The 19191-nt window shown below is 58.5% G+C and carries 18 protein-coding genes; 8 read left to right on the top strand and 10 right to left on the bottom strand.

The window, feature by feature from the left end; genetic code table 11:
- The first annotated feature begins 270 nt into the window (after nt 1–270).
- The 4 genes from DIT72_RS11405 to DIT72_RS11420 are packed head-to-tail and all read left to right on the top strand — an operon-like array spanning nt 271 to nt 3668.
- Complete coding sequence (locus DIT72_RS11405) at nt 271–1086, top strand: SDR family oxidoreductase (RefSeq protein WP_135955366.1); 816 nt, start codon at nt 271–273, stop codon at nt 1084–1086.
- 41 nt (nt 1087–1127) lie between these two features.
- On the top strand, nt 1128–2192 hold the full coding sequence (locus DIT72_RS11410; protein ID WP_135955367.1) for a phosphotransferase family protein: 1065 nt from the start codon (nt 1128–1130) through the stop codon (nt 2190–2192).
- Nucleotides 2192–2881 carry a histidine phosphatase family protein gene (locus DIT72_RS11415; RefSeq protein WP_135955368.1) on the top strand — a complete coding sequence of 230 codons (690 nt, stop codon included), beginning with the start codon at nt 2192–2194 and terminating at the stop codon, nt 2879–2881. The genes DIT72_RS11410 and DIT72_RS11415 overlap by 1 nt, the downstream gene beginning before the upstream one ends.
- A 16-nt stretch (nt 2882–2897) precedes the next feature.
- On the top strand, nt 2898–3668 hold the full coding sequence (locus DIT72_RS11420) for an SDR family oxidoreductase (protein WP_135955369.1): 771 nt from the start codon (nt 2898–2900) through the stop codon (nt 3666–3668).
- A gap of 2 nt (nt 3669–3670) precedes the next feature.
- On the opposite strand, the gene DIT72_RS11425 is transcribed toward DIT72_RS11420, so the two are convergent.
- From DIT72_RS11425 to dacB, 4 genes are all read right to left on the bottom strand, one after another.
- Entirely contained in the window at nt 3671–4543 is an 873-nt protein-coding gene (locus DIT72_RS11425) for a DUF6279 family lipoprotein (protein WP_135955370.1), read from the bottom strand.
- 205 nt (nt 4544–4748) lie between these two features.
- Nucleotides 4749–5558: an OmpA family protein gene (locus tag DIT72_RS11430; RefSeq protein WP_135955371.1), complete on the bottom strand. Its 810-nt coding sequence runs from the start codon at nt 5556–5558 to the stop codon at nt 4749–4751.
- A 26-nt stretch (nt 5559–5584) separates the two neighbouring features.
- Nucleotides 5585–5959, bottom strand: a complete 375-nt coding sequence (locus tag DIT72_RS11435; RefSeq protein ID WP_135955372.1) for a DUF4398 domain-containing protein — start codon at nt 5957–5959, stop codon at nt 5585–5587.
- Nucleotides 5960–6224: 265 nt separating this feature from the next.
- Nucleotides 6225–7808, bottom strand: coding sequence for a D-alanyl-D-alanine carboxypeptidase/D-alanyl-D-alanine endopeptidase (dacB, locus tag DIT72_RS11440; RefSeq protein WP_407657972.1), 1584 nt, complete (start codon nt 7806–7808; stop codon nt 6225–6227).
- A gap of 269 nt (nt 7809–8077) precedes the next feature.
- Here dacB and DIT72_RS11445 point away from each other — a divergent pair, with 269 nt between their 5' ends.
- Together DIT72_RS11445 and DIT72_RS11450 are read left to right on the top strand one after the other, a co-directional pair.
- Nucleotides 8078–9001: an aldo/keto reductase gene (locus DIT72_RS11445; RefSeq protein ID WP_135955373.1), complete on the top strand. Its 924-nt coding sequence runs from the start codon at nt 8078–8080 to the stop codon at nt 8999–9001.
- Nucleotides 8998–9684, top strand: coding sequence for a DUF6064 family protein (locus DIT72_RS11450; RefSeq protein WP_135955374.1), 687 nt, complete (start codon nt 8998–9000; stop codon nt 9682–9684). The genes DIT72_RS11445 and DIT72_RS11450 overlap by 4 nt, the downstream gene beginning before the upstream one ends.
- On the opposite strand, the gene dkgB is transcribed toward DIT72_RS11450, so the two are convergent.
- A complete protein-coding gene (dkgB, locus tag DIT72_RS11455) occupies nt 9653–10462 on the bottom strand; it encodes a 2,5-didehydrogluconate reductase DkgB (protein ID WP_135955375.1) in 810 nt (269 codons plus the stop codon). The genes DIT72_RS11450 and dkgB overlap by 32 nt on opposite strands.
- Nucleotides 10463–10585: 123 nt before the next feature.
- Here dkgB and DIT72_RS11460 point away from each other — a divergent pair, with 123 nt between their 5' ends.
- Nucleotides 10586–10999, top strand: coding sequence for a GFA family protein (locus DIT72_RS11460; RefSeq protein WP_135955376.1), 414 nt, complete (start codon nt 10586–10588; stop codon nt 10997–10999).
- Between the two features lie 10 nt (nt 11000–11009).
- Here the strand turns inward: DIT72_RS11460 and DIT72_RS11465 are convergent, their stop codons facing one another.
- Nucleotides 11010–12134, bottom strand: a complete 1125-nt coding sequence (locus DIT72_RS11465) for a PQQ-dependent sugar dehydrogenase (RefSeq protein WP_135955377.1) — start codon at nt 12132–12134, stop codon at nt 11010–11012.
- 214 nt (nt 12135–12348) lie between these two features.
- Here DIT72_RS11465 and DIT72_RS11470 point away from each other — a divergent pair, with 214 nt between their 5' ends.
- Nucleotides 12349–14523, top strand: a complete 2175-nt coding sequence (locus DIT72_RS11470; RefSeq protein ID WP_135955378.1) for a TonB-dependent siderophore receptor — start codon at nt 12349–12351, stop codon at nt 14521–14523.
- Between the two features lie 129 nt (nt 14524–14652).
- Here DIT72_RS11470 and DIT72_RS11475 read toward each other — a convergent pair whose 3' ends face one another.
- The 4 genes from DIT72_RS11475 to DIT72_RS11490 are packed head-to-tail and all read right to left on the bottom strand — an operon-like array spanning nt 14653 to nt 19177.
- Complete coding sequence (locus DIT72_RS11475; RefSeq protein WP_135955379.1) at nt 14653–15450, bottom strand: (2Fe-2S)-binding protein; 798 nt, start codon at nt 15448–15450, stop codon at nt 14653–14655.
- Nucleotides 15447–17492, bottom strand: coding sequence for a Fe(3+)-hydroxamate ABC transporter permease FhuB (fhuB, locus tag DIT72_RS11480; RefSeq protein WP_135955380.1), 2046 nt, complete (start codon nt 17490–17492; stop codon nt 15447–15449). The genes DIT72_RS11475 and fhuB overlap by 4 nt, the downstream gene beginning before the upstream one ends.
- Nucleotides 17482–18384, bottom strand: a complete 903-nt coding sequence (locus DIT72_RS11485) for an ABC transporter substrate-binding protein (protein ID WP_228260793.1) — start codon at nt 18382–18384, stop codon at nt 17482–17484. The genes fhuB and DIT72_RS11485 overlap by 11 nt, the downstream gene beginning before the upstream one ends.
- A 19-nt stretch (nt 18385–18403) precedes the next feature.
- Nucleotides 18404–19177, bottom strand: coding sequence for an ABC transporter ATP-binding protein (locus DIT72_RS11490; RefSeq protein WP_135955382.1), 774 nt, complete (start codon nt 19175–19177; stop codon nt 18404–18406).
- Between the last annotated feature and the right edge of the window lie 14 nt (nt 19178–19191).

Raw genomic sequence — 19191 nt, forward strand, 5'->3', positions numbered from 1 at the left:
CAGTTTCAGAACGCCCCGTCCGTCCGCTCAGTCGAATTTTGGGAGTCGGACTTCAGTGCGTTTCAGTGTCGAGCGGGGATCAAGCAGTTCACTGACATGTTGGGGAGCTGGAGCCGGATTACTCTTCCAAAACCCTGCGGAGCCATGGATGGCGGAGCGGAGCGTACAGGGACGTATTCACAGCGTGTTTTGGAAGAGTAATCCGGCTCCAGCTCTTGCACGGATTCAGATAAAACGAACTCAGATAACTAAGACAACGGTGAAACACAGATGACACAGCGAGTATTTATAACCGGCGGGGCCAGTGGTCTGGGCCGGGCGATTGCGTTGAAGTATGCCAGGAAAGGCGCCAGAGTCTGCATTGGTGACATTAATCGGGAACAGGGTGTTGCTGTTGAGCGGGAAATCAACAATTCTGGTGGCGAAGGTTACTTCGTTGAGTGCGATGTGCGCCGGCTGACGGATCTGGAGAAAATCTGTGAGGATCTTACCGGTAAGTGGGGTGGGGTGGACGTCGTTGTGAACAATGCCGGTGTTGCCTCCGCAGGCTCCATTGAAGACACCACCATGGCCGACTGGGAATGGATCATGGACATCAACGTGCTGGGTGTTGTTCGGGGCTGCAAGGCCTTTACCCCCCAGTTCAAGAAACAGGGCACCGGCGCATTTGTGAACATTGCCTCCATGGCAGGGCTTATGCTCGCGCCGCTGATGGACAGCTACAATGTATCCAAGGCCGGTGTGATTGCGCTCTCGGAAACCCTTAGCCAGGAACTGAGAGATTCCGGTATTCACGTCAGCTGTGTGTGCCCGGCGTTTTTCCAGACCAACCTGACCAGCAGCATGCGGTCGGATATTCCCGGCATACAGCAGAACGTGAACAAGCTGATGAAACGCTCCACCATCACTGCGGGGGATGTGGCTGACGATATCATCCGCTCAGTGGAGAAGGGTGATTTCTGGGTGCTGCCCCACGCGAAAGAACGCCGGATGTGGATGGTCAAGCGCCACGCGCCCAAAGCATTTGACTGGCTGATGCACCAGGAAAGCAGGCGCTGGATGAAGAAAATGGGCGGCAAGACCTGAACGCGGCCGGCTGCCATATTGGAAACAGAGGAGAGCCCTGAATGACCCAGATCGACCAGGCTGTTGATATCCGCGAAGGCGAAGAGCTGGATGTCGCGGCTGTTGACCGCTTCATGAAGCAGGCCGTTCCGGACCTGGAAGGCGTGCCTGCGATCAGGCAGTACCCCGGTGGTGCGTCCAACCTCACCTACCAGGTGGATTACGGTGACCGTTCCTACGTATTGCGCCGGCCGCCGTTCGGAAAGATCGCCAAATCCGCCCACGACATGCTGCGGGAAGCGAAAGTGATGCGGGCCCTCAAGCCCGAATTTCCCTATGTTCCCGACATCGTTGCCATCTGCGACGACCATGACGTACTGGGCTGCGATTTTTACGTCATGGAGCGCCTGAAAGGCATCATCCTGCGCCAGGATTTCCCCGCAGATTTTGAGCTCAGCGAGGCGGATACCCGCAAGCTGTGCCTGAATGTGATCGACAAGCTGGTGGACCTGCACAGTGTCGATGCCAGAGCCACGGGTCTGGATAAGCTGGGCAAAGGCCCCGGTTATGTTCAGCGCCAGATTGGCGGCTGGAGTGACCGTTTCCGCAAGGCCAGAACCGACGACGTGGGCGATTTTGAAGCCGTCATGGGCTGGCTCAGTGACAAGATGCCGGAGGACATTGCCCAGGTGGTCATTCATAACGACTACCGCTTCGATAACGTGGTGCTGAACCCGGACAACCCGTTTGAAGTGATTGGTGTGCTGGACTGGGAAATGGCCACCATTGGCGATCCACTGATGGATCTGGGCAACAGCCTGGCGTACTGGGTTGAAGCAGACGATGAAGGTGCTTTCCAGATGCTGCGTCGGCAACCCACCCATCGGCCAGGTATGCTGACTCGCAACGAAATGGTCGCTTACTATGCGGAAAAATCCGGCGTTGAAATCGACAACTTCGACTTTTATGAAATCTACGGCCTTTTCCGGCTGGCGGTGATTGTCCAGCAGATCTATTACCGCTATTACCATGGCCAGACCAGAGACAAGCGTTTTGCGGCGTTCGGCCATGCCGCCAATTACCTGGAAAAGCGCTGCCAGAGGCTGATTGAGGCGAGTGAACTGTAATGGCAACGATCTATCTGATTCGCCATGGCCAGGCCAGTTTCGGCGAGGAAAACTACGACCAGTTGTCGCCCCGTGGCTGGGAGCAGAGTCATGTTCTTGGCCGTTGGCTGGCGGGCAAAGTGACGCCCAGTGCGGTATTCGGCGGCAATATGAAGCGCCACCGGGAAACCGTGGAAGCCCTTGCCAGTGGTTACGGCGATGCGCTGCCGGATATGCAGGTGGTTGAGGGCTTCAACGAGTTCGACCATCTCCAGGTGGTCGAGCGTCTGCGTCCGGAATGGCAGGACCGTGAGCGTATGACGCGGGATCTCGCCGCCTTTCCCAAACCCGCGAGAGCTTTCCAGCAGGTATTCGAGGAAGCCATGGCCCGATGGGTCGGTGGTGAGCACGATGGCGAGTACGCCGAAACCTGGGGCGATTTCCGCGAACGGGTGATCACGGCACTGGAGCAACTGATTGAATACGCAGACGGCGGCGACACCCTGGTGTCCACTTCCGGCGGCCCCATTGCCGTTATCGCCCAACATCTGCTGCAACTGAGTGACCGTAAAGCCCTGGACATAAATTCTGTCATTGCCAATACCAGCGTTACCCGGATTCTGCACTCAGGGCCCCGCCGCAGCCTCGCGGTTTTTAACAACTACAGTCATCTGGAAGCTGAAGACGCCTCCCTGGTGACCTTCCGATAACGAATTGAGGTGAAGAATGAGCAAGCAAGACCTGTTTGACCTGAGCGGTAAAGTTGCCCTGATCACCGGTGCCAGCCGCGGTATTGGTGAAAGCATCGCCCGCACCCTGGCCAGCTATGGCGCCCATGTGATTGTCAGCAGCCGCAAGATCGACGGTTGCGAAGCCGTGGCCGGCAGCATTCGCGAGGCTGGTGGCAGTGCCGAGGCCTATGCCTGCCACATCGGTGAAATGGACCAGATAGAAGACATCTGGCAGCACATCGAATCAAGACACGGCAAGCTGGATATCCTCGTCAACAACGCGGCGGCCAATCCCTATTTCGGCCCGATTGAGGACACGGACCTGGGCGCCTATCACAAGACAGTTGACGTCAATATTCGCGGTTATTTCTTTATGTGTGCCCGTGGTGCGCAGATAATGAAGAAAAATGGCGGGGGCTCTATCATCAATGTGGCATCCGTCAACGGTGTTAATCCTGGCCATTACCAGGGTATCTACTCGGTAACCAAGGCAGCGGTCATCTCCATGACCAAATCCTTCGCCATGGAGCTGGGTCAGCAGAATGTGCGGGTGAATGCCCTGTTGCCGGGCCTGACCGACACCAAATTCGCCAGTGCGCTGACCAGCAACGAAGCCATCAAGAAGCAGGCCATGGCCCACATCCCCATGAAGCGGGTGGCCGATCCTGATGAAATGGCGGGGACAGTGCTTTATCTGGCCTCTGGTGCCTCCAGTTACACCACAGGCACCTGCATCAATGTGGACGGTGGCTATCTGACGATCTGACGTCAGCCATTACCGCTTTCGGTATCCTCGCTGGCACAGGCGAGGGTATCGAAATCTCTTTCCAGTTCCGCCGCGCGTTCCGCCAGGTGATCCAGGTGGCGTTGATCCGCCTGCTGTAACAGTTCGGTCATCAGTTCCGACAGCGCTGTCCGGCTTTCGGAAATCATCTGCTGATACCTTTTCCCGCGTACCGCTTCGTTGTTGTCGATCAGGTAACTGATCCGGTCGGCAAAGCTATCGCTATCCCTTCTTTCCTTCAGGGCCTCCAGCAAGGCCTGTTGCCAGTTGCGCCGGCCTTCCAGCCAGATTTCGGTCTGTTCACCACGGGCGCCGGACCAGGCGCTGACAGTTTCCCGCTGGCGCTTGTTCAGTGAGCCCAGCCAACGCTCAATCCGCTCAATGGTGCGCTCCGCCCGGGCCGCCCTGGTTTTCTCGGGACTGTCCGCCAGGAATTCGGCTTCCAGCTCTTCCTGGCTGTCCTCCATATTGGCGGCCAGCTGCTGCACCTGGTCATCACTCAGACTTGCCAGAAGGCGGGTAGCTGCAGGCTTCGCCCGATTGACCAAGGGCTGGAAGAAAGAAAACAGCGTTTCCTGATGGCCGGCAACTGTCGCCTGGTCCAGGTCACCAGCGTGAACATCGCTATGCAGCTGAGTCAGCCACCGGGAATAGAGAGGTAGTTCAGTGCTGCAGTGCCACTGGCGGAGCTCCCGTATGTCCTGCTCAAGCCGGGATTCCTGCTCCGCTGTCATGGGAATATAGTCGTCCACCCACCAGATAATGCCCCAGTCCGCATAGCGGTAGGCCAGTTTGGTGGAGCTGCATCCTGCCAGCAGCAGCAAACCGATTAATGCAATACACACGGGGCGCAACATGGAATTCAACCCTGATACGTTGTCCGGATGATACGTTGATGGAAAGTTTTCAGATGGAATTCTATTGCGTAGTCGGTATTCAATTGATAGCCAAACTGATCCGGTCAAGGGGCTCAACACGTAATCAGGTATAACTATTCAAAGCGTTGATAGTTCAGCCCCGGATCATCCGGGGCTTTTTTTAGCTTACATCTCCGGAATCCCATTACCGCGTATCGATATTGCCTTCCTGGTCGGAGATGACAATTTCTACCCGGCGGTTCTGTTGTCGTCCGCCAGAAGTCTCATTGCTTGCTACCGGGTATTGTTCGCCAAATCCTTTGGTTTCTACCCGGTCGGGGCTGATGCCCATCGCCACCAGTGCATCACGCACACTTTCCGCACGGCGCTCAGACAGCGCCTGGTTGTAGGATGCCTCGCCGGTGCTGTCTGTGTAGCCCTCCACACGCACACGGCGCTCCTCATACTCTTTCATGAACTCTGCCAGCCGCTCAACAGTCTCTTCACCGGAAGGCTTCAGTTCTGCCCGGTTGAGGTCGAACAGCACATCACCCAATGTCAGCACCATTCCCCGGTCTGTTTGCTCGGCCTGCATTTCTTCCATCTGACGGCGGAGTTCTTCAGCCTCCCGTCTCGCTTCTTCAGCGGCGCTGGAGCTCATCTGCAATTCAAGTTCCTTGCGACGTTCTTCGGCAGAAGTGATCTGTTGCTGCAATTCGGCCCGCTGGCCCTGCTCTCTGGCAATCTGGGCGTGGCGCTTGGCAAGGTAGGCAGCGTGCTCAATCTCGGCCACGTCTTCGCCTTCTTCGAGCAGGGTTTCGGCGCGGGACAACTGGTTCCTGGCGCTTCTTAACTGGCGATCTCCACTGCGGGCGACGTTCGGATCATCCCTGATCTCTTCGTAGACGGTCCTGGCCTCATCGACCTTTTCGTTGTCCTGGGGTGTGCTGGCACATCCGGCCACCAGCACAGAAAAGCTTACCGCCATGCCCAAAGTCATGTTGCGCTTGTTCATAACAATCTCCTTTTTCCGCTGAGGCCTTACTGGCGATTTTCAATTCGTTGGCGCAGAGACTCGATGCTTCTATTGATCTCTTCTACCGCCTGCTTTGCCTTCGTGGTGTCTGAGCGGGCACCGGCCAGCTGCGCATCCACGGTTGCCTGCTCAAGAAGCCGGCCAGCTTGCCGATAGTTTTCCTTTTCGATCAGTTCTTCGGCATCGGCTACTTTGTTTTGTGCCTGGTTAAGCAATACCGGCTCAAATTCCCTGGCATCCGAGGACACCGCCTGCTGGATAGCAGACTCTGCGGTTTGCAGCTTTCCATCCGGCCGTTCGGCGGAACTGGCACAGCCACCTACAATGACCGCGATGCCGAGAATACTGGCAGCGCCTAACATCGAAGTATGCTTGTTCATGCACTATCTCCTTACAGTGAAGGGCAGGGACGGTAGCCCTGCCTGAACTTGATCAGACACCCTGTATTTCGAACCCCGGCTTCAGGGAATGCGTTCCACAATCAGGATATCTGCTGCGGTTACGATTAAGGTTAGCAGCCAGTTCAGCATCTGGCCTGATGGAATGGCAATAAACTTCGCCAGTCACGGAGTGAGGCGGTGAGATTCGACCCCGATGACTCGCTGGATGCAGGTATCCGGAGTCAGTCACTTGGGAGTGTTGGGATCAGCGAATCCCGGTGCCACCGGACGGCGCCCGGGAAAGGGTTGTTCCGGTAGGTGGACGATGGTGGAGAGAATAGATAATCCGGTCCAGTACCGCCTGACCGTTCCAGGCCGGGTCATTGTTGACCATGCCGACAACGGCCCAGGTAGTCTCTGTATCATCCCGGGTAAAGCCGGCAATAGAGCGTACGTTTTCCAGATATCCGGTCTTGATGCGGCCTTTGCCGTCAAGACCGGCATTTCTAAGCCGTCTGGCCATTGTGCCGTCCATTGCAATCAGCGGCATGGAAGCCATCAGATCGGCTGAGTAATCGCTGTTCCAGGCGTGCTGAAGAATCTGTGCGCCCTGGCGGGCAGTGATGCGGCCGTGACGGGTCAGGCCGGCGCCATTATCGATAACCATGCCAGCAGTATTGATGCCCTTGTCCTGAAGCCACTTGTAGATCACGCGGATGCCGGCAACCCGGTCATCTTCATCGCTGTCCAGCCGGTACTCGGCGCCAATGGTCAGTAACAGCTGACGGGCCATGACATTACTGCTCCACTTGTTGATGTCCCGCACCATCGTCACCAGGTCAGGCGAGGTGGTTTTCAGTAACAGCCGGGCATCTTCCGGTGTGCTGGCCAGCAGACTCTTGCCGCTGATCTCGATGCCCATATCGGTAAGCAGCGAGCGTATCAGGGAAGCGGTGTACTGCTCGTGAGGCAACACAGACAGATACGCGGTTGTGCGACAGCCCCGGGGTAATTCACCGGTGACCCTGACGGTTACCCGGTGGTCCTCGTGGAAGATCGGTTTCCAGTCAAAGCGTCTGCGGGCAGGGCAGGGCCCTTCGGCTACTGCGGTTACCCTGTTGTCGATCACAACATCGTTCAGCGAGGGCGCACTCCAGGCCTGGGTGCCGCGTTCGTCGGCCCGTACCTGGAAGTGCACCAGGTTAAGATTGGTGAGGTAGGGTGACGGTTGGACCAGGAACGGCGCATGGGGGTTGTCACCATTGTCGTCGAAGCCGGGCAGTCCGTCAGCCAGCCTGAACACGTCGCCATCCAGTACCAGGTTGCCATGGATGGCGCTGATGCCCATGCCGCGAAGCTCGATCAGGGTGCTCCAGAGGCGCTCGATGGTCAGTTTCGGATCTCCGCCCAAATCAACATAGAAGTTGCCGTTGAGCGTGTCGCCCACGAGGTCACCATCGGTATAAAAGCTGGTGTTCCAGTGATAGGTTGGACCCAGAGTTTCCAGCGCGGCATAGGTGGTAATCAGCTTGATAATGGATCCGGGGCTCATCAGCGCGTCGGCGTTAATATACTGCTCAATGCCCGGGCCGTTGAGGGGAATCGCAGCCATGCTCAACGCCTGCTCGTCATTCAGCGACCGAAAGGCGTAATCGCGCATCTGGCCGCTCCAGGTTTTCTTGGATGGGGTGGCTGTTTCGGTGGTGGTCGATGAATCGGAAGCGGATGCGGTGCCCAATGAGAGTAAGAGCACCATGGCAGAAACGAGCAGGCGCGGCACTGCCCGACTTTGCTGGCGGCCTGTTCCGTTATGGGTCTTGTAACAATGGCTTCGTGCCGTCAGCAGCATGGTGCAACGCTCGTTGATTCTCGATCTACCTACAATAGCCCAAAATTCCTGCCCGTACTATGTGGAGAGACTATATATGACGTTAAAAAATGCCAGTAGTGTCGTTGTTTATACTGGCTTTTTGTTAATAGTTGTAAGTGCTCCATTTAATCAACAGGTTAGCGCACGAGCATCCTCAGCGTTAGGATATCAACAAGGGCAGAACCTGAACTGAAGTTGTGCGGGTACGTAATGCAATCATGAGCGCAATGGATACCGGAGACTGAGCTATGGCAACACAATGGACCCGAAGGCAGTTCCTGGCCACACTGGCGGCCGCCGGCCTTTCAGTTCGCATGTCGGCGCTGATGGCTGCGCCCGGCGCAGAAGCTATCACGCGGCCGATTCCGTCTTCGGGAGAACCACTTCCCGTGATTGGCATGGGCACCTGGCGCACCTTCAATGTGGGTGGCGATCAGCATCTTGTGAGTGAGCGTACGCAGGTGTTGAAGACGTTCTTCGAATGGGGGGGCACGCTGGTGGACTCGTCGCCCATGTATGGCTCGGCCGACGACGTGATGGGCGAGGCACTGGATGCTCTCAATGCCCATGAGCGGGTATTCGGCGCCAACAAGATCTGGACCCGCGACGGTGGCGCCACACGGGAACAGGACAGGGCATCGCGCCGGAAGTGGGGTATCGATCGTTTCGATCTGCAGCAGGTACATAACCTGTTGGCCTGGGAACCTCACCTTGAGACCCTCAAACAGATGAAGGCGGACGGGGATATCCGTTATCTGGGTATCACCACCTCCCACGGGCGCCGCCACCGGGATTTCGCACGAATAATGGAGCAGGAGCCGCTGGATTTTGTGCAGCTCACCTACAATGTGCTGGACCGGGAAGCCGAACAGCGGCTGCTGCCTCTGGCCAGAGAGCGGGGCATTGCCGTCATCGCCAACCGCCCGTTCCAGGGGGGCAGCCTGTTCCGTCGCTACCAGTCCGAACCATTGCCCGGATGGGCGGCAGAGGCAGGGTGCGGCAACTGGGCAGAGTTTTTCCTCAAGTTCATCGTGTCCCATCCCGCCGTTACCTGTGCCATTCCGGCGACAACCAAAGTGAAACACATGGAAGAGAACATGGGAGCGCAGTACGGGAACCTTCCGGATGAGCAACAGCGCCGGCAAATGGCCGACTACGTGGCGGGGTTATGACTGACGTATTCTGGTTCAGCTACTCGCTGTCGGATTTCCTGATGTTCGGGCCGGAGGTGTTTCTCCGGCTCTTTGTTCGTATCAATCAGGATTTCTGGCCCTGGCAGGGCGGCGCGGTTGCCATGATGGTGCTGGTTGCGGGGCTGCTGGTGCGCGGCGACAAGCCTGCGAAACGGGCCGTTCTGTTGCTGCTGGCGGCAGCATGGATATGGAGTGGTGCCGGGTTCCTGATGGAGTATTACGGCCCCATCAACATACCAGCCACCTGGTTTGGCTGGGCTTTTATTCTGCAGGCCGCGCTGCTGACGGTAGCGGCCCTGGTTTGGCCGTGGGATGGAAGCCCTGAAAAGCCTGCACGCCAATGGCATGCCGGCACCGCCTGGTTGGCGATGACAGCGCTGCTGTCTCTGCTGGCCGTGGCCCAGTCCGGCAACTGGCAGGCCATTGCGCTGTTCGGGATTGCGCCCGATGTGACAATTGCTGCATCAGTGCCTTGCCTGCTGCTGTTACCGAGGCGGGTTCGCTGGCTGTTTCTGCTGCTGCCGTTGCTGTGGTCTGTGTTCAGTGCAGCAACTCTGTGGACCCTCGGCACCCGGCTGATGTTTGTCCTCCCGCTTTTCACGCTGGTGCTGACGGTCATGAGCTTCTGGTTCAGTCCCAGGCCGGTGCAAAATCGGGATTAGCAATACGCTCGCCCCGGTCCAGCTTGTCGATCCCGGCAATTTCCTCTGCACTGAGGGGTATGTCGAGCGCATCCAGGTTGGCCTTCTGGTGCTGGGGCCGGGTCGATGAAGGAATTGGCACCACGCCACGAGAGGCAATCCAGGCAATGGCAATCTGCGCCGGTGACGCATTGTGCTCACGGCCGATGCGGATCAGGGTTTCATCTTCCATCACTTTGCCCACGGCAAGAGGCATATAGCCCGTCACAGTGATGCCCAGCTTCTGGGCATGGCCGACTACCTTGCGATTGGCGAAGAAGGGGTGTACCTCTACCTGGTTGGTGAAGATGGGCGTCTCTCCCAGAATAGCCTTCGCCTGGTCCATCTGGGCGCAGGTAAAGTTCGAAATGCCGATGTGTGTTGTCAGCCCCTCCCGCTGTGCGTCGCGCAAGGCACCGAGATATTCTTCCATGGGCACCTCGTCGTCCGGTGACGGCCAGTGGATCAGGGTCAGGTCCACGTGGTCCGTTTTAAGTCGTGCCAGGCTATCGTGGAGGCTGTTGATCAGGTCACTGCGGCGAAGCTGGTCGTACCAGATTTTGGTGGTCAGGAAAATCTCGCGACGCGGAATGCCACTGGAGGTAATGCCATCGCCCACTTCAGACTCGTTTTCATACATCTGGGCGGTATCGATATGCCGGTAACCGAGTGAGAGGGCGCTTTTCACCGCGTCTCTCGCATCATTACCCTTCAGACGGAACGTACCCATTCCGATTTTCGGAAGTGTGCTGAATGCCATGGTGTCCTCCTTTGTGAACGCTGTGACCTGTATCTGGTGTTCGCCCGCTGGTTCTTCAAGTGCCGGGTGGTTATCATACCGGCCCTGAAACACGGCAAGCCGATTAACGATCGAGGTCAAATCATGCTGACAGGGCAATGCCTTTGCGGCGATATCAAACTGGAATACGATGGCCCGCTGGGACCGATTGCTCTGTGCCACTGCAGCCAGTGCCGGCGCGCCCACGGCAGCGCGTTTTCCGCCAGTGCGCCGATACAGAAAATCCGTGCCCGATTTACGGCGGGTGAGGAACTGATCCGCGAATACGAATCCCGCCCCGGCAAGTACCGGGGTTTCTGTCCACGCTGTGGCAGCCAGCTCTACAGCCGGGTTGATGCCATTCCCGGTATCCTGCGTCTGCGGGTCGGTATGATCAACGAGCCTCTGGGCAAAGGGCCGGCATCACACGTTTATGTCGGCTCCAAGTCGGACTGGTTTGCCATTACCGATGATATTCCCCAGTACGACAAAACCGAAAGAAGCTATGATCCGAACTGACGGTGCCGGATCATTCCGCAGGTACTATCCGGTAAACCTTGCCATCGGAATGGTCTGTCAGTAACCAGAGGGCGCCGTCAGGCCCCATCCGTACGTCGCGGATGCGCTCCCCCAGGCCTTCCAGAAGATCCTCTTCCTCTTTGACATCCTCGTTTTCGATGCTCAGCCGCACCAGTTTCTGCATTTTCAGCGCCCCCACGAACAGGTCCCCCTGCCATTCGGGAAACTCGTCACCAGTGTAAAAGGCCATGCCGGAGGGGGCGATGGAGGGGTCCCAGTAATGCAGTGGGTCGGTTACGCCCTCCATGGTGGTCCTGTCAGTAATCGGTACCCCTGAATAGTCGATGCCGTAGGTGACGTCGGGCCAGCCATAATTGTTGCCGGCACGAATGATATTGATTTCGTCACCACCCCTGGGCCCATGCTCATGGCTCCAGATTTCGCCGGTGTCCGGGTGAATGGTCATGCCCTGGATGTTGCGGTTGCCGTAGGTAAAGAAGGTGTCGTTTACGGAAGGGTCGTCGGTGAACGGATTGCCGGGTGCGGGTTTTCCGTCAGTGGTCAGGCGATGAACGCCACCGGCGTCGTCGTCGGTTTTCTGTGCGCGGTCCATCTCACCACGGTCCCCCACGGCAACGTACAGGTAACCATCCCGGTCAAATTCCATTCGGCCTGCGAAGTGGCGGCTTGTGTTACCCCGCGGCAATGCCTCGAAAATAACCTCGACATCGGATAACCGATCGCCTTCGAGCTTCGCCCTTGCCACCCGTGTGGTCATGCCTTCGCCGCTGATCTTGTGGGCATAACTGAGAAACAGGGTCCGGTTGTCGTCAAATTCCGGGTGCAGGATGACATCCAGCAGTCCGCCCTGGCCTGAAACCACCAGATCAGGCACGCCGCTGACGGGCTCTTCTTGCAGTTTGCCATCCCGAATGCGCCGCAATCGGCCCTCACGCTCGGTGACCAGTTGGGAGCCGTCTGGCAGAAACGCCAGGCTCCAGGGATGTTCAAGATTCTGTGCCACCGTTTCCAGCCGGAATTCCGCTTTGTCGGAAGAGAATGTCTGTTCCGACAGGGCCGGTGCTGAAGCAAGCACAAAACTGAGGCCAAGGATCAGGCGTTTACAAGTTCGCATGGGAACCTCCGTTTCTGTTGGCGCCGTTCAATACCTGTTGATATTTGAGGATAGCAGTTGGAGCGCTCCTGCGAGGAGCCTTGTCTGCAGAGAAAACAGGTCGGGCCCTAAAAAATCAGGGAATCAGTGATTCTTTGTTTTAAACGATAATGATTCGTATTAAGATAAGCAAATAAGACTTGAGCCCACACTGAACCCTGCAACGGAGAAAAAGATGCCCCGAATTCCGGAACCCCTGTTCCGCCGCAAGGCGCTGTTCACCGCGATCGTTTGTACAACCCTGCCCGCTTTCGCTTCTGCCCAGGAAAATCAGCCCATAACACTGGAGGCACTGGATGTATCCGCCGAGCGCGGCGAGGTGTCGTCAGAGTCCACCGGCAGTTACACCAGTGGCACTACCACAACAACCATGAAGATGGAGCTCGGCCACCGGGAAACACCGCAGGCAATAACGGTGGTGACCCGCGAGCAGATGGACGATTTTGCACAGAACGATATCAACGATGTTCTCGAAGGCACCACCGGCGTGACGGTAGAATCGGTTGAGACTGATCGCACCTATTACACCTCCCGCGGTTTTGACATCAACAACTTCCAGTATGATGGCGTCGGCCTGCCGGCGGTCTACGATAACGTCCAGGGCGAACTGGACACCGCATTTTTTGACCGGGTCGAGGTGGTGCGGGGCGCCAATGGCCTGATGACCGGCTCCGGTAATCCATCGGCAACCGTTAACTTCATCCGCAAACGTCCGACGGCAGAGACCAATGCCTCGGTTGCTGTCACCGGCGGATCCTGGGACCAGAAGCGTATCGTCGGGGATGTATCTGGCGCGGTTTCAGAATCCGGCGCCATCCGTGGCCGGGTAGTAGCCGGTTACGAGGACAAGGATTCGTACCTGGACCGTTATAGCAATGAGAAACAGATGTTCTACGGCGTGCTTGAGGCAGATCTGACGGACACCACGCTGCTGACACTGGGCCACTCCATCCAGACCTCCGATACCGACAGCCCGCTGTGGGGCGCTTTGCCGCTGTTCTACACCGACGGCACCGCAACAGATTTCGCCCGCTCAACCAGCACCGCTTCGGACTGGGCCTACTGGGATAACACCCAGCACAACAGTTTCGTGGAGTTGCAGCAGGAACTGGCTGGTGGCTGGCAGGCCAAGGGCACTGTATTCCGGCTGGAGAATGACAGCGAATCAGAACTCTTCTACTGGTGGGGCGCGCCAGCTCCCGATGGCACGGGGGTTACTCCTTTTCCTAGCGAATATACATTGAATACTGAACAGTTGATGGTGGATATTTATGCAACCGGCCCCTTCAGCCTTGCAGATCGTACTCACGAGCTCGTTCTAGGTGCCAGCTGGTCGCGTTCAGAGACGACAGACAAGTCTTTGTTTACCTCGGAAACGTTGCCTCCTCTTCCACCACTGGAGCAATGGACTGGAGATTATCCGAAACCCGCATTTGATAGCGATGGCGGTGGATCGGACTGGACAGACCGAGAGACCTCAACCTACGCCGCTGCGCGCTGGACCCTGACTGACAGGCTGACGGCCATTACCGGGCTTCGTCTCACCTGGCTCGATAGCGAAGGCACCAGCTACGGCCTCACAAAAACAACCAGTTATGAAGCGGTTGAAACACCTTACGCCGGGCTGATCTATGATCTGAACGACGACCATTCCGTTTACGCCAGTTACACCGAAATCTTCACCCCACAAGCCGAACTGGACATCAACCGCGACCGGCTGGACCCGATTGATGGCGTGAACTATGAGCTGGGGCTCAAGAGTGAGTTCGCGGATGACCGCGTGAACACCACTATTGCCCTGTTCCAGACTGAGCAGCAGAACGTGGCAGAGGCCGCCGGCACATTTCCCGGCACCGCAGACCCCTACTACCGTGGCATCGACGGTCTTCAGAACGAGGGTGTCGAGCTTGAATTTGTTGGTGACGTTACCGACCGCATCCAGCTGTTCGCTGGCTACACCTACGTGAACATCGAAGACGCGGATGGCAACTCTGCCAGATCCTTTGTGCCGGAGCACCTGGCACAGCTACGGGGAACGTGGAAAGTACCAGGCGTCGAAGGCCTGGAGGTCGGAAGCCAGGTGCGCTGGCAGTCGTCCATCAGCCAGGAGCAGGGCGAGGCCACAACCGGTCCCAACGCTGGAGCGAAGATCGTTACCGAGCAGGAAAGCTACGCGGTGGTGGATCTGATGGCCAGCTACGACTTCGCCCGTGACTGGAACGCCACGCTGAACGTCAACAACGTGACCGATGAGAAATACATCGAGAGCCTCAAGAAGTTTGGCGCTTCTGCCCAGGGTTTCTACGGAGCCCCGGCGAACGCCAGCCTGACGGTCTCCTGGGTTTACTGACCGGAAAGCCGGGGGCGGGGAATCATTTTCGCCCCCTCCTTTTGACTTAGCGACAGAAGGAAGGAAAAGGAATGACGCCCGAACAGGAAATGATTGAAGGATTAAAGCTTGCTGCCGGTGCCGGCGCGGTTATCGGCCTGGTTGCCATTGGCCTGGCCCTGGGTTCGGCTGTTGGTGCCTGAGGGCTGCCAGTCGCGGCTTGCGATAGACACCACAGGTGCCGCAATAATCACCTTCGGGTAACAGATACTTCAGGCAACACCCCTTCCGCTGCGGGATAGCCGTCGTCTGCCCACCAAACACGGCGGGAATCCAGTCGATGAACCGGTTGGCGTCGTTGCTGAACTCTCCGAGCCAGCGCTGGGCCAGATCACAGATTTCATAAGGCTCTGCCAGGTTCCACACCATCGAAAATGGCGCCCCCAGTCCAAGGCCGATACTGCTCCAGTAGGCTCCGGGGCTCACCTCCAGTTGCTGCCTGAACACGGGATACCACGCTCTTGTCTGCCTCCCGACCGAGCGGACAAAATGTGCTTCATCCACGGCCGGCGCACCTGGCGTCTGGAACCATCGTGAGGTGGTCGTCTCTCCATCCTCCGCAGGAGCGAGAAAAATGCGCTCGGGATCGGGCAGGGCAGCCTGGCCGTACCGGAACAGGGATATGGTGAGTGGGGCAATCACATTCAACGCCAGATCCTGTTGAAGTACGGAAACCCGGGCCCGGACTGCGCGAGTATCGGAGGCCTGCGGGCAGTCAGCTTTGACCTGATCAACCAGCAGCGCCGGCTGCTCCAGGCACTGCGCAAGAGAAAAAAGACCACGACGTTCAATGGGAGAAGGTTGAAGAGCCTGGGCGAAGATGGATTCCCGGTTCAGCCTGGCTGACACCAGCAGCCGGGCGTAACGCTCGACCCATGTGGCCGTCATTCTGGCGTTGTCAGGTGCGGCCCATGGCGGCTTAATCCCCACAGGAAATAGACACCGCCTACCAGCGCAGCCAGCAAGCCGGCCGGCAACTGGTTGGGAAAGACCACGATCCGTGACAGGTAATCCGCCACGGCAAGCAGGAGGCCGCCCACCAAAGCTGCCACGATTAACTGCCTGCCAACCGTCTGTTGGCCCAGCACCCTTGCCAGGTGCGGTGCGATCAGCCCCACAAAACTCAGTGGGCCGATAACGACCGTCGCCGAGGCCGTCAACACCGCCGCCAGTAACAGCAGCAGCAGCCGTGCACGCGCCACCGAAAGTCCGAGGGAGGATGCCGCCGTATCGCCGAGGGGCAGAATCGTCAGTGGGCGCACAATCAACAGCAGTAAACCGCTGACCAGCACCATAAAGCCCAGTAGTCCCAAAGCCTCGCTCTCAGAAATCAGCCAGGTGGAACCGTACATCCAGTTCAGCAGTTGCGAGGCAACAGTCCCCCCAGAAGCCATAACCAGCCGCAGGCCGGCGTCCATGAACACATACAGGGCCAGCCCGCCAAGCAGCAACTGATTACCTGCAAACCGGTGTCTGCGGGCGAGCAGAATCAACAGGCCAAGGGCGCCAGCGGCACCCAGTGTGGCCGCGCCAAGCTGGCCAGGCCGGCTGACTTCCGCGCCCGAGAGTACAATCAATACCATGACCAGTGCGGCGCCACCGCTGATGCCCAGCATTTCCGGGCTGCCCATGGGATTGCCCGTCATCCTCTGGATCAGCGTGCCGGCCAGTCCCAGCGCCACGCCGGCAAGCATGGCTGCCAGCAGCCTCGGGCCGCGCCATACCCAGGCCTGGTCCCATTGCGGGATCGCCGTCCAGTTCCAGCCGTCCAGGCCCGGAGCCCAGCCCATGGACACAATCACGGTGATGAAAAGCAGTGCGGTAATAATGCCGGTAACCAGAACGGGTGAACGGCGTCTGGGCAGGAAACCCGCCGGACCGGATTCCTGTCCCGGCATGTGATGGGTGTTCCGAAAACTCTGCAGGGCCAGCAGAATGACAGGGCCGCCAATCAGGGCGGTGGTAGTGCCCGTGGGGACGAGAGAACCGTCACCCCAGGTGGAAGCCCAGTGTGCGAGGGTGTCTGCCAGAAGCAGCAGGCCTCCCCCCATGAGAGTACCCCAAAGCAGCCTGTTGCCCAGTGTACGGGCACCCAGCAAACGGGCCAGCACCGGTGCGGCCAGTCCCACAAAGGCCACTACGCCAACCCGGCTGACAATCGTGGCTGTCATCAATACCACCAGCAATAATGCCAGAGCACGAATCAGCCCGACCCTGGCACCCAGGGCACTGGCGGAAGTCTGCCCCAGTTGCAGCAATTGCAGAGGGCGCATCAGGAGCAACATCAGAATGGCAAGGAGGGTCACTCGAGGCCAGAGCTCCATGAACGGGCCCCAGTTATTCTGTACCAGGGACCCGGCTCCCCAGATAAACAGGTTACCCAGCCATTCACCCTTGAGCAGCAGGAACGCCATATTCATGGCGCCGAGGAAGAAGGTGATCACCAGCCCCGCCAGGATAACGGTAACGGGTGAGAATCCGAGCCGCCAGGTAAGCGCAATGACCATGCCTATGGCCAGCAAACCTCCGGCAATGGCTGCCAGGTCGGGGCTGAAGGCCAGTAAGCCCGGCGCGAACAGTGTTGCGACGGTAATGCCAAACTGGCCACCGGCCTCCACGCCAAGGGTGGTGGGAGAGGCCAGGGGGTTGCCCAGTATCTGTTGGGTAACGGCTCCGGCCAGACCCAGCCCGCAGCCGATCAGGATGGCGATGGACACCCGGGGAGCCCAACTGTAGTGCGCCAGTACCGACGAATAATTATTGGGATCAAAGGTCCAGAAGGCAGACAGCAGCGCCCCGATGTCCAGTTCGTTAAACCAGGGCGCAGAGCTGGCAATCAGGGCGCCGAACCACAGTACAACCGCCGCCACTGGCAGCTTTGCGGGGATGGCAGGGCGCGACGCGGGCAGCCCGGAAGCTTCAGCGTACATTGTCCGAGCCTCCTTCCAGCAGGGCATCCGTGAGCATGATTGCCAGCCGCTTGACCGGGAAAACACCGCCGAATGGCCACACGGCGTCTACCTGGTACACCTCGTTGCGTGCGATCGGGGGCAGGTAGGTCCAGAATGGGCTGTTGGCCAGGGTGCCGGCGAGCCCGGGCAAAACCGGGGAAATCACCACAATGCGGCTGTTCCGGTAGGGAGCGATGGCTTCCAGCCCGACAACGGAAAAACCCCAGAAATTGCCTTGCCGGGGCCAGGCATTTTCAAGCCCGAGGGCGCTCAGCGTGCTCTGATACAGGCCGTTGGGTGCGTATATGCGCACGTGGCGGTCATCCAGGAAGTTGACCAGGGCAACCGGCCTGTCTGTCATCCCGGACTCTTCGAGCCGTCGGCGCTGGGCTTCCAGGGTCTGCTCGATGTCCGCCAGAATGGCGTTGGCGCGGTCTTCACGGCCAAGCATTTCGGCGAGTGTTATCAGCATCTCGGTAGCTTTTTCGAACGGTCTGTTGTCTTCACTGTACACACTGATTGCGTAAGTCGGTGCGATGCTTGCCAGCAGACCGGAGGCGGGCGCCATTTCCGAACTGGTAACGATCAGGTCCGGGTTGAGTTCCGCGATGGCCTCCAGGCTCGGCGCCACGCGGGTTCCGATATTGGGAACTCCGGCTGGAAGCGCCGGCTGATTCACCCATACGTCATAGCCATCACGGTCTGCCACGCCCACGGGCGTTACGCCCAGCAACAGGAGGGCTTCCGTCGCTGCCCAGTTCAGGGCAACGATCCGTTCCGGTGCTTTGTCCAGGGTGATGGTACCGTGCTCGTGTTGCCAGGTTCCGGCGCTGGCCGGTAACGACAACAGGCCGGTGAGCAGCAGAGCCATAAAGGCTCTGACAGACGACTCAGTGAACATAGGAGACCCACTGGCCCGGCGCACGCTCCATCACGCCCATGGGTACACCGTAGATGGTTTCCAGCACCCTCGGGTCCATAATGTCCCGGGGGTTGCCGTCAGCGATCAACTGCCCGGTTTCAAGGGCCACCAGCCGGTCACAGAAACGGGCGGCCAGGTCCACGTCGTGCAGCACCACAATCACTGTAAGTTCCCGTTCTTCCGCCAGTCGGTGCACCAGGCGCAGGGTTTCCACCTGATGTTTTACATCCAGAGCAGAGATGGGTTCATCCAGCAGCAGACAACGGGTTTGCTGGGCCAGCAGCATGGCTATCCATGCCCGTTGGCGCTCGCCCCCGGACAGGGTATCAACAGAACGGTGCTGAAAGTGGTCAAGCCCAGTGTCGGCTATGGCCTGGTCGATCAGCCCGTGGTCCTCATCGTTGTATCGGCCCAGAGGCCCGCGCCACGGATAGCGGCCCAGGGCGACGAGCTCCCGCACTGTCAGGCCATCAGTGCCCGGCGGATGCTGGGGCAGGTAACCAACCATGCGGGCAAATGCCCGTGCGCCGGTGGTGCGCACAGACGTGCCAAGCAGGCTGACCTGGCCCGCAGTGGGTGACATCTGCCGGGCCAGGACTTTCAGCAGTGTGGACTTGCCTGAGCCATTGTGCCCGAGCAGCGCGGTAACCTCACTTTCCCGGAACTCAATACTGATGTTCCGAAGGATGGAGGTATCGCCGATGTTCACATCCAGGCTGGATACTTCGAAGAACGCAGACATGCAGGCTCCCGTGT

The organism is Marinobacter orientalis, assembly GCF_004792665.1.
Lineage (GTDB): Bacteria > Pseudomonadota > Gammaproteobacteria > Pseudomonadales > Oleiphilaceae > Marinobacter > Marinobacter orientalis.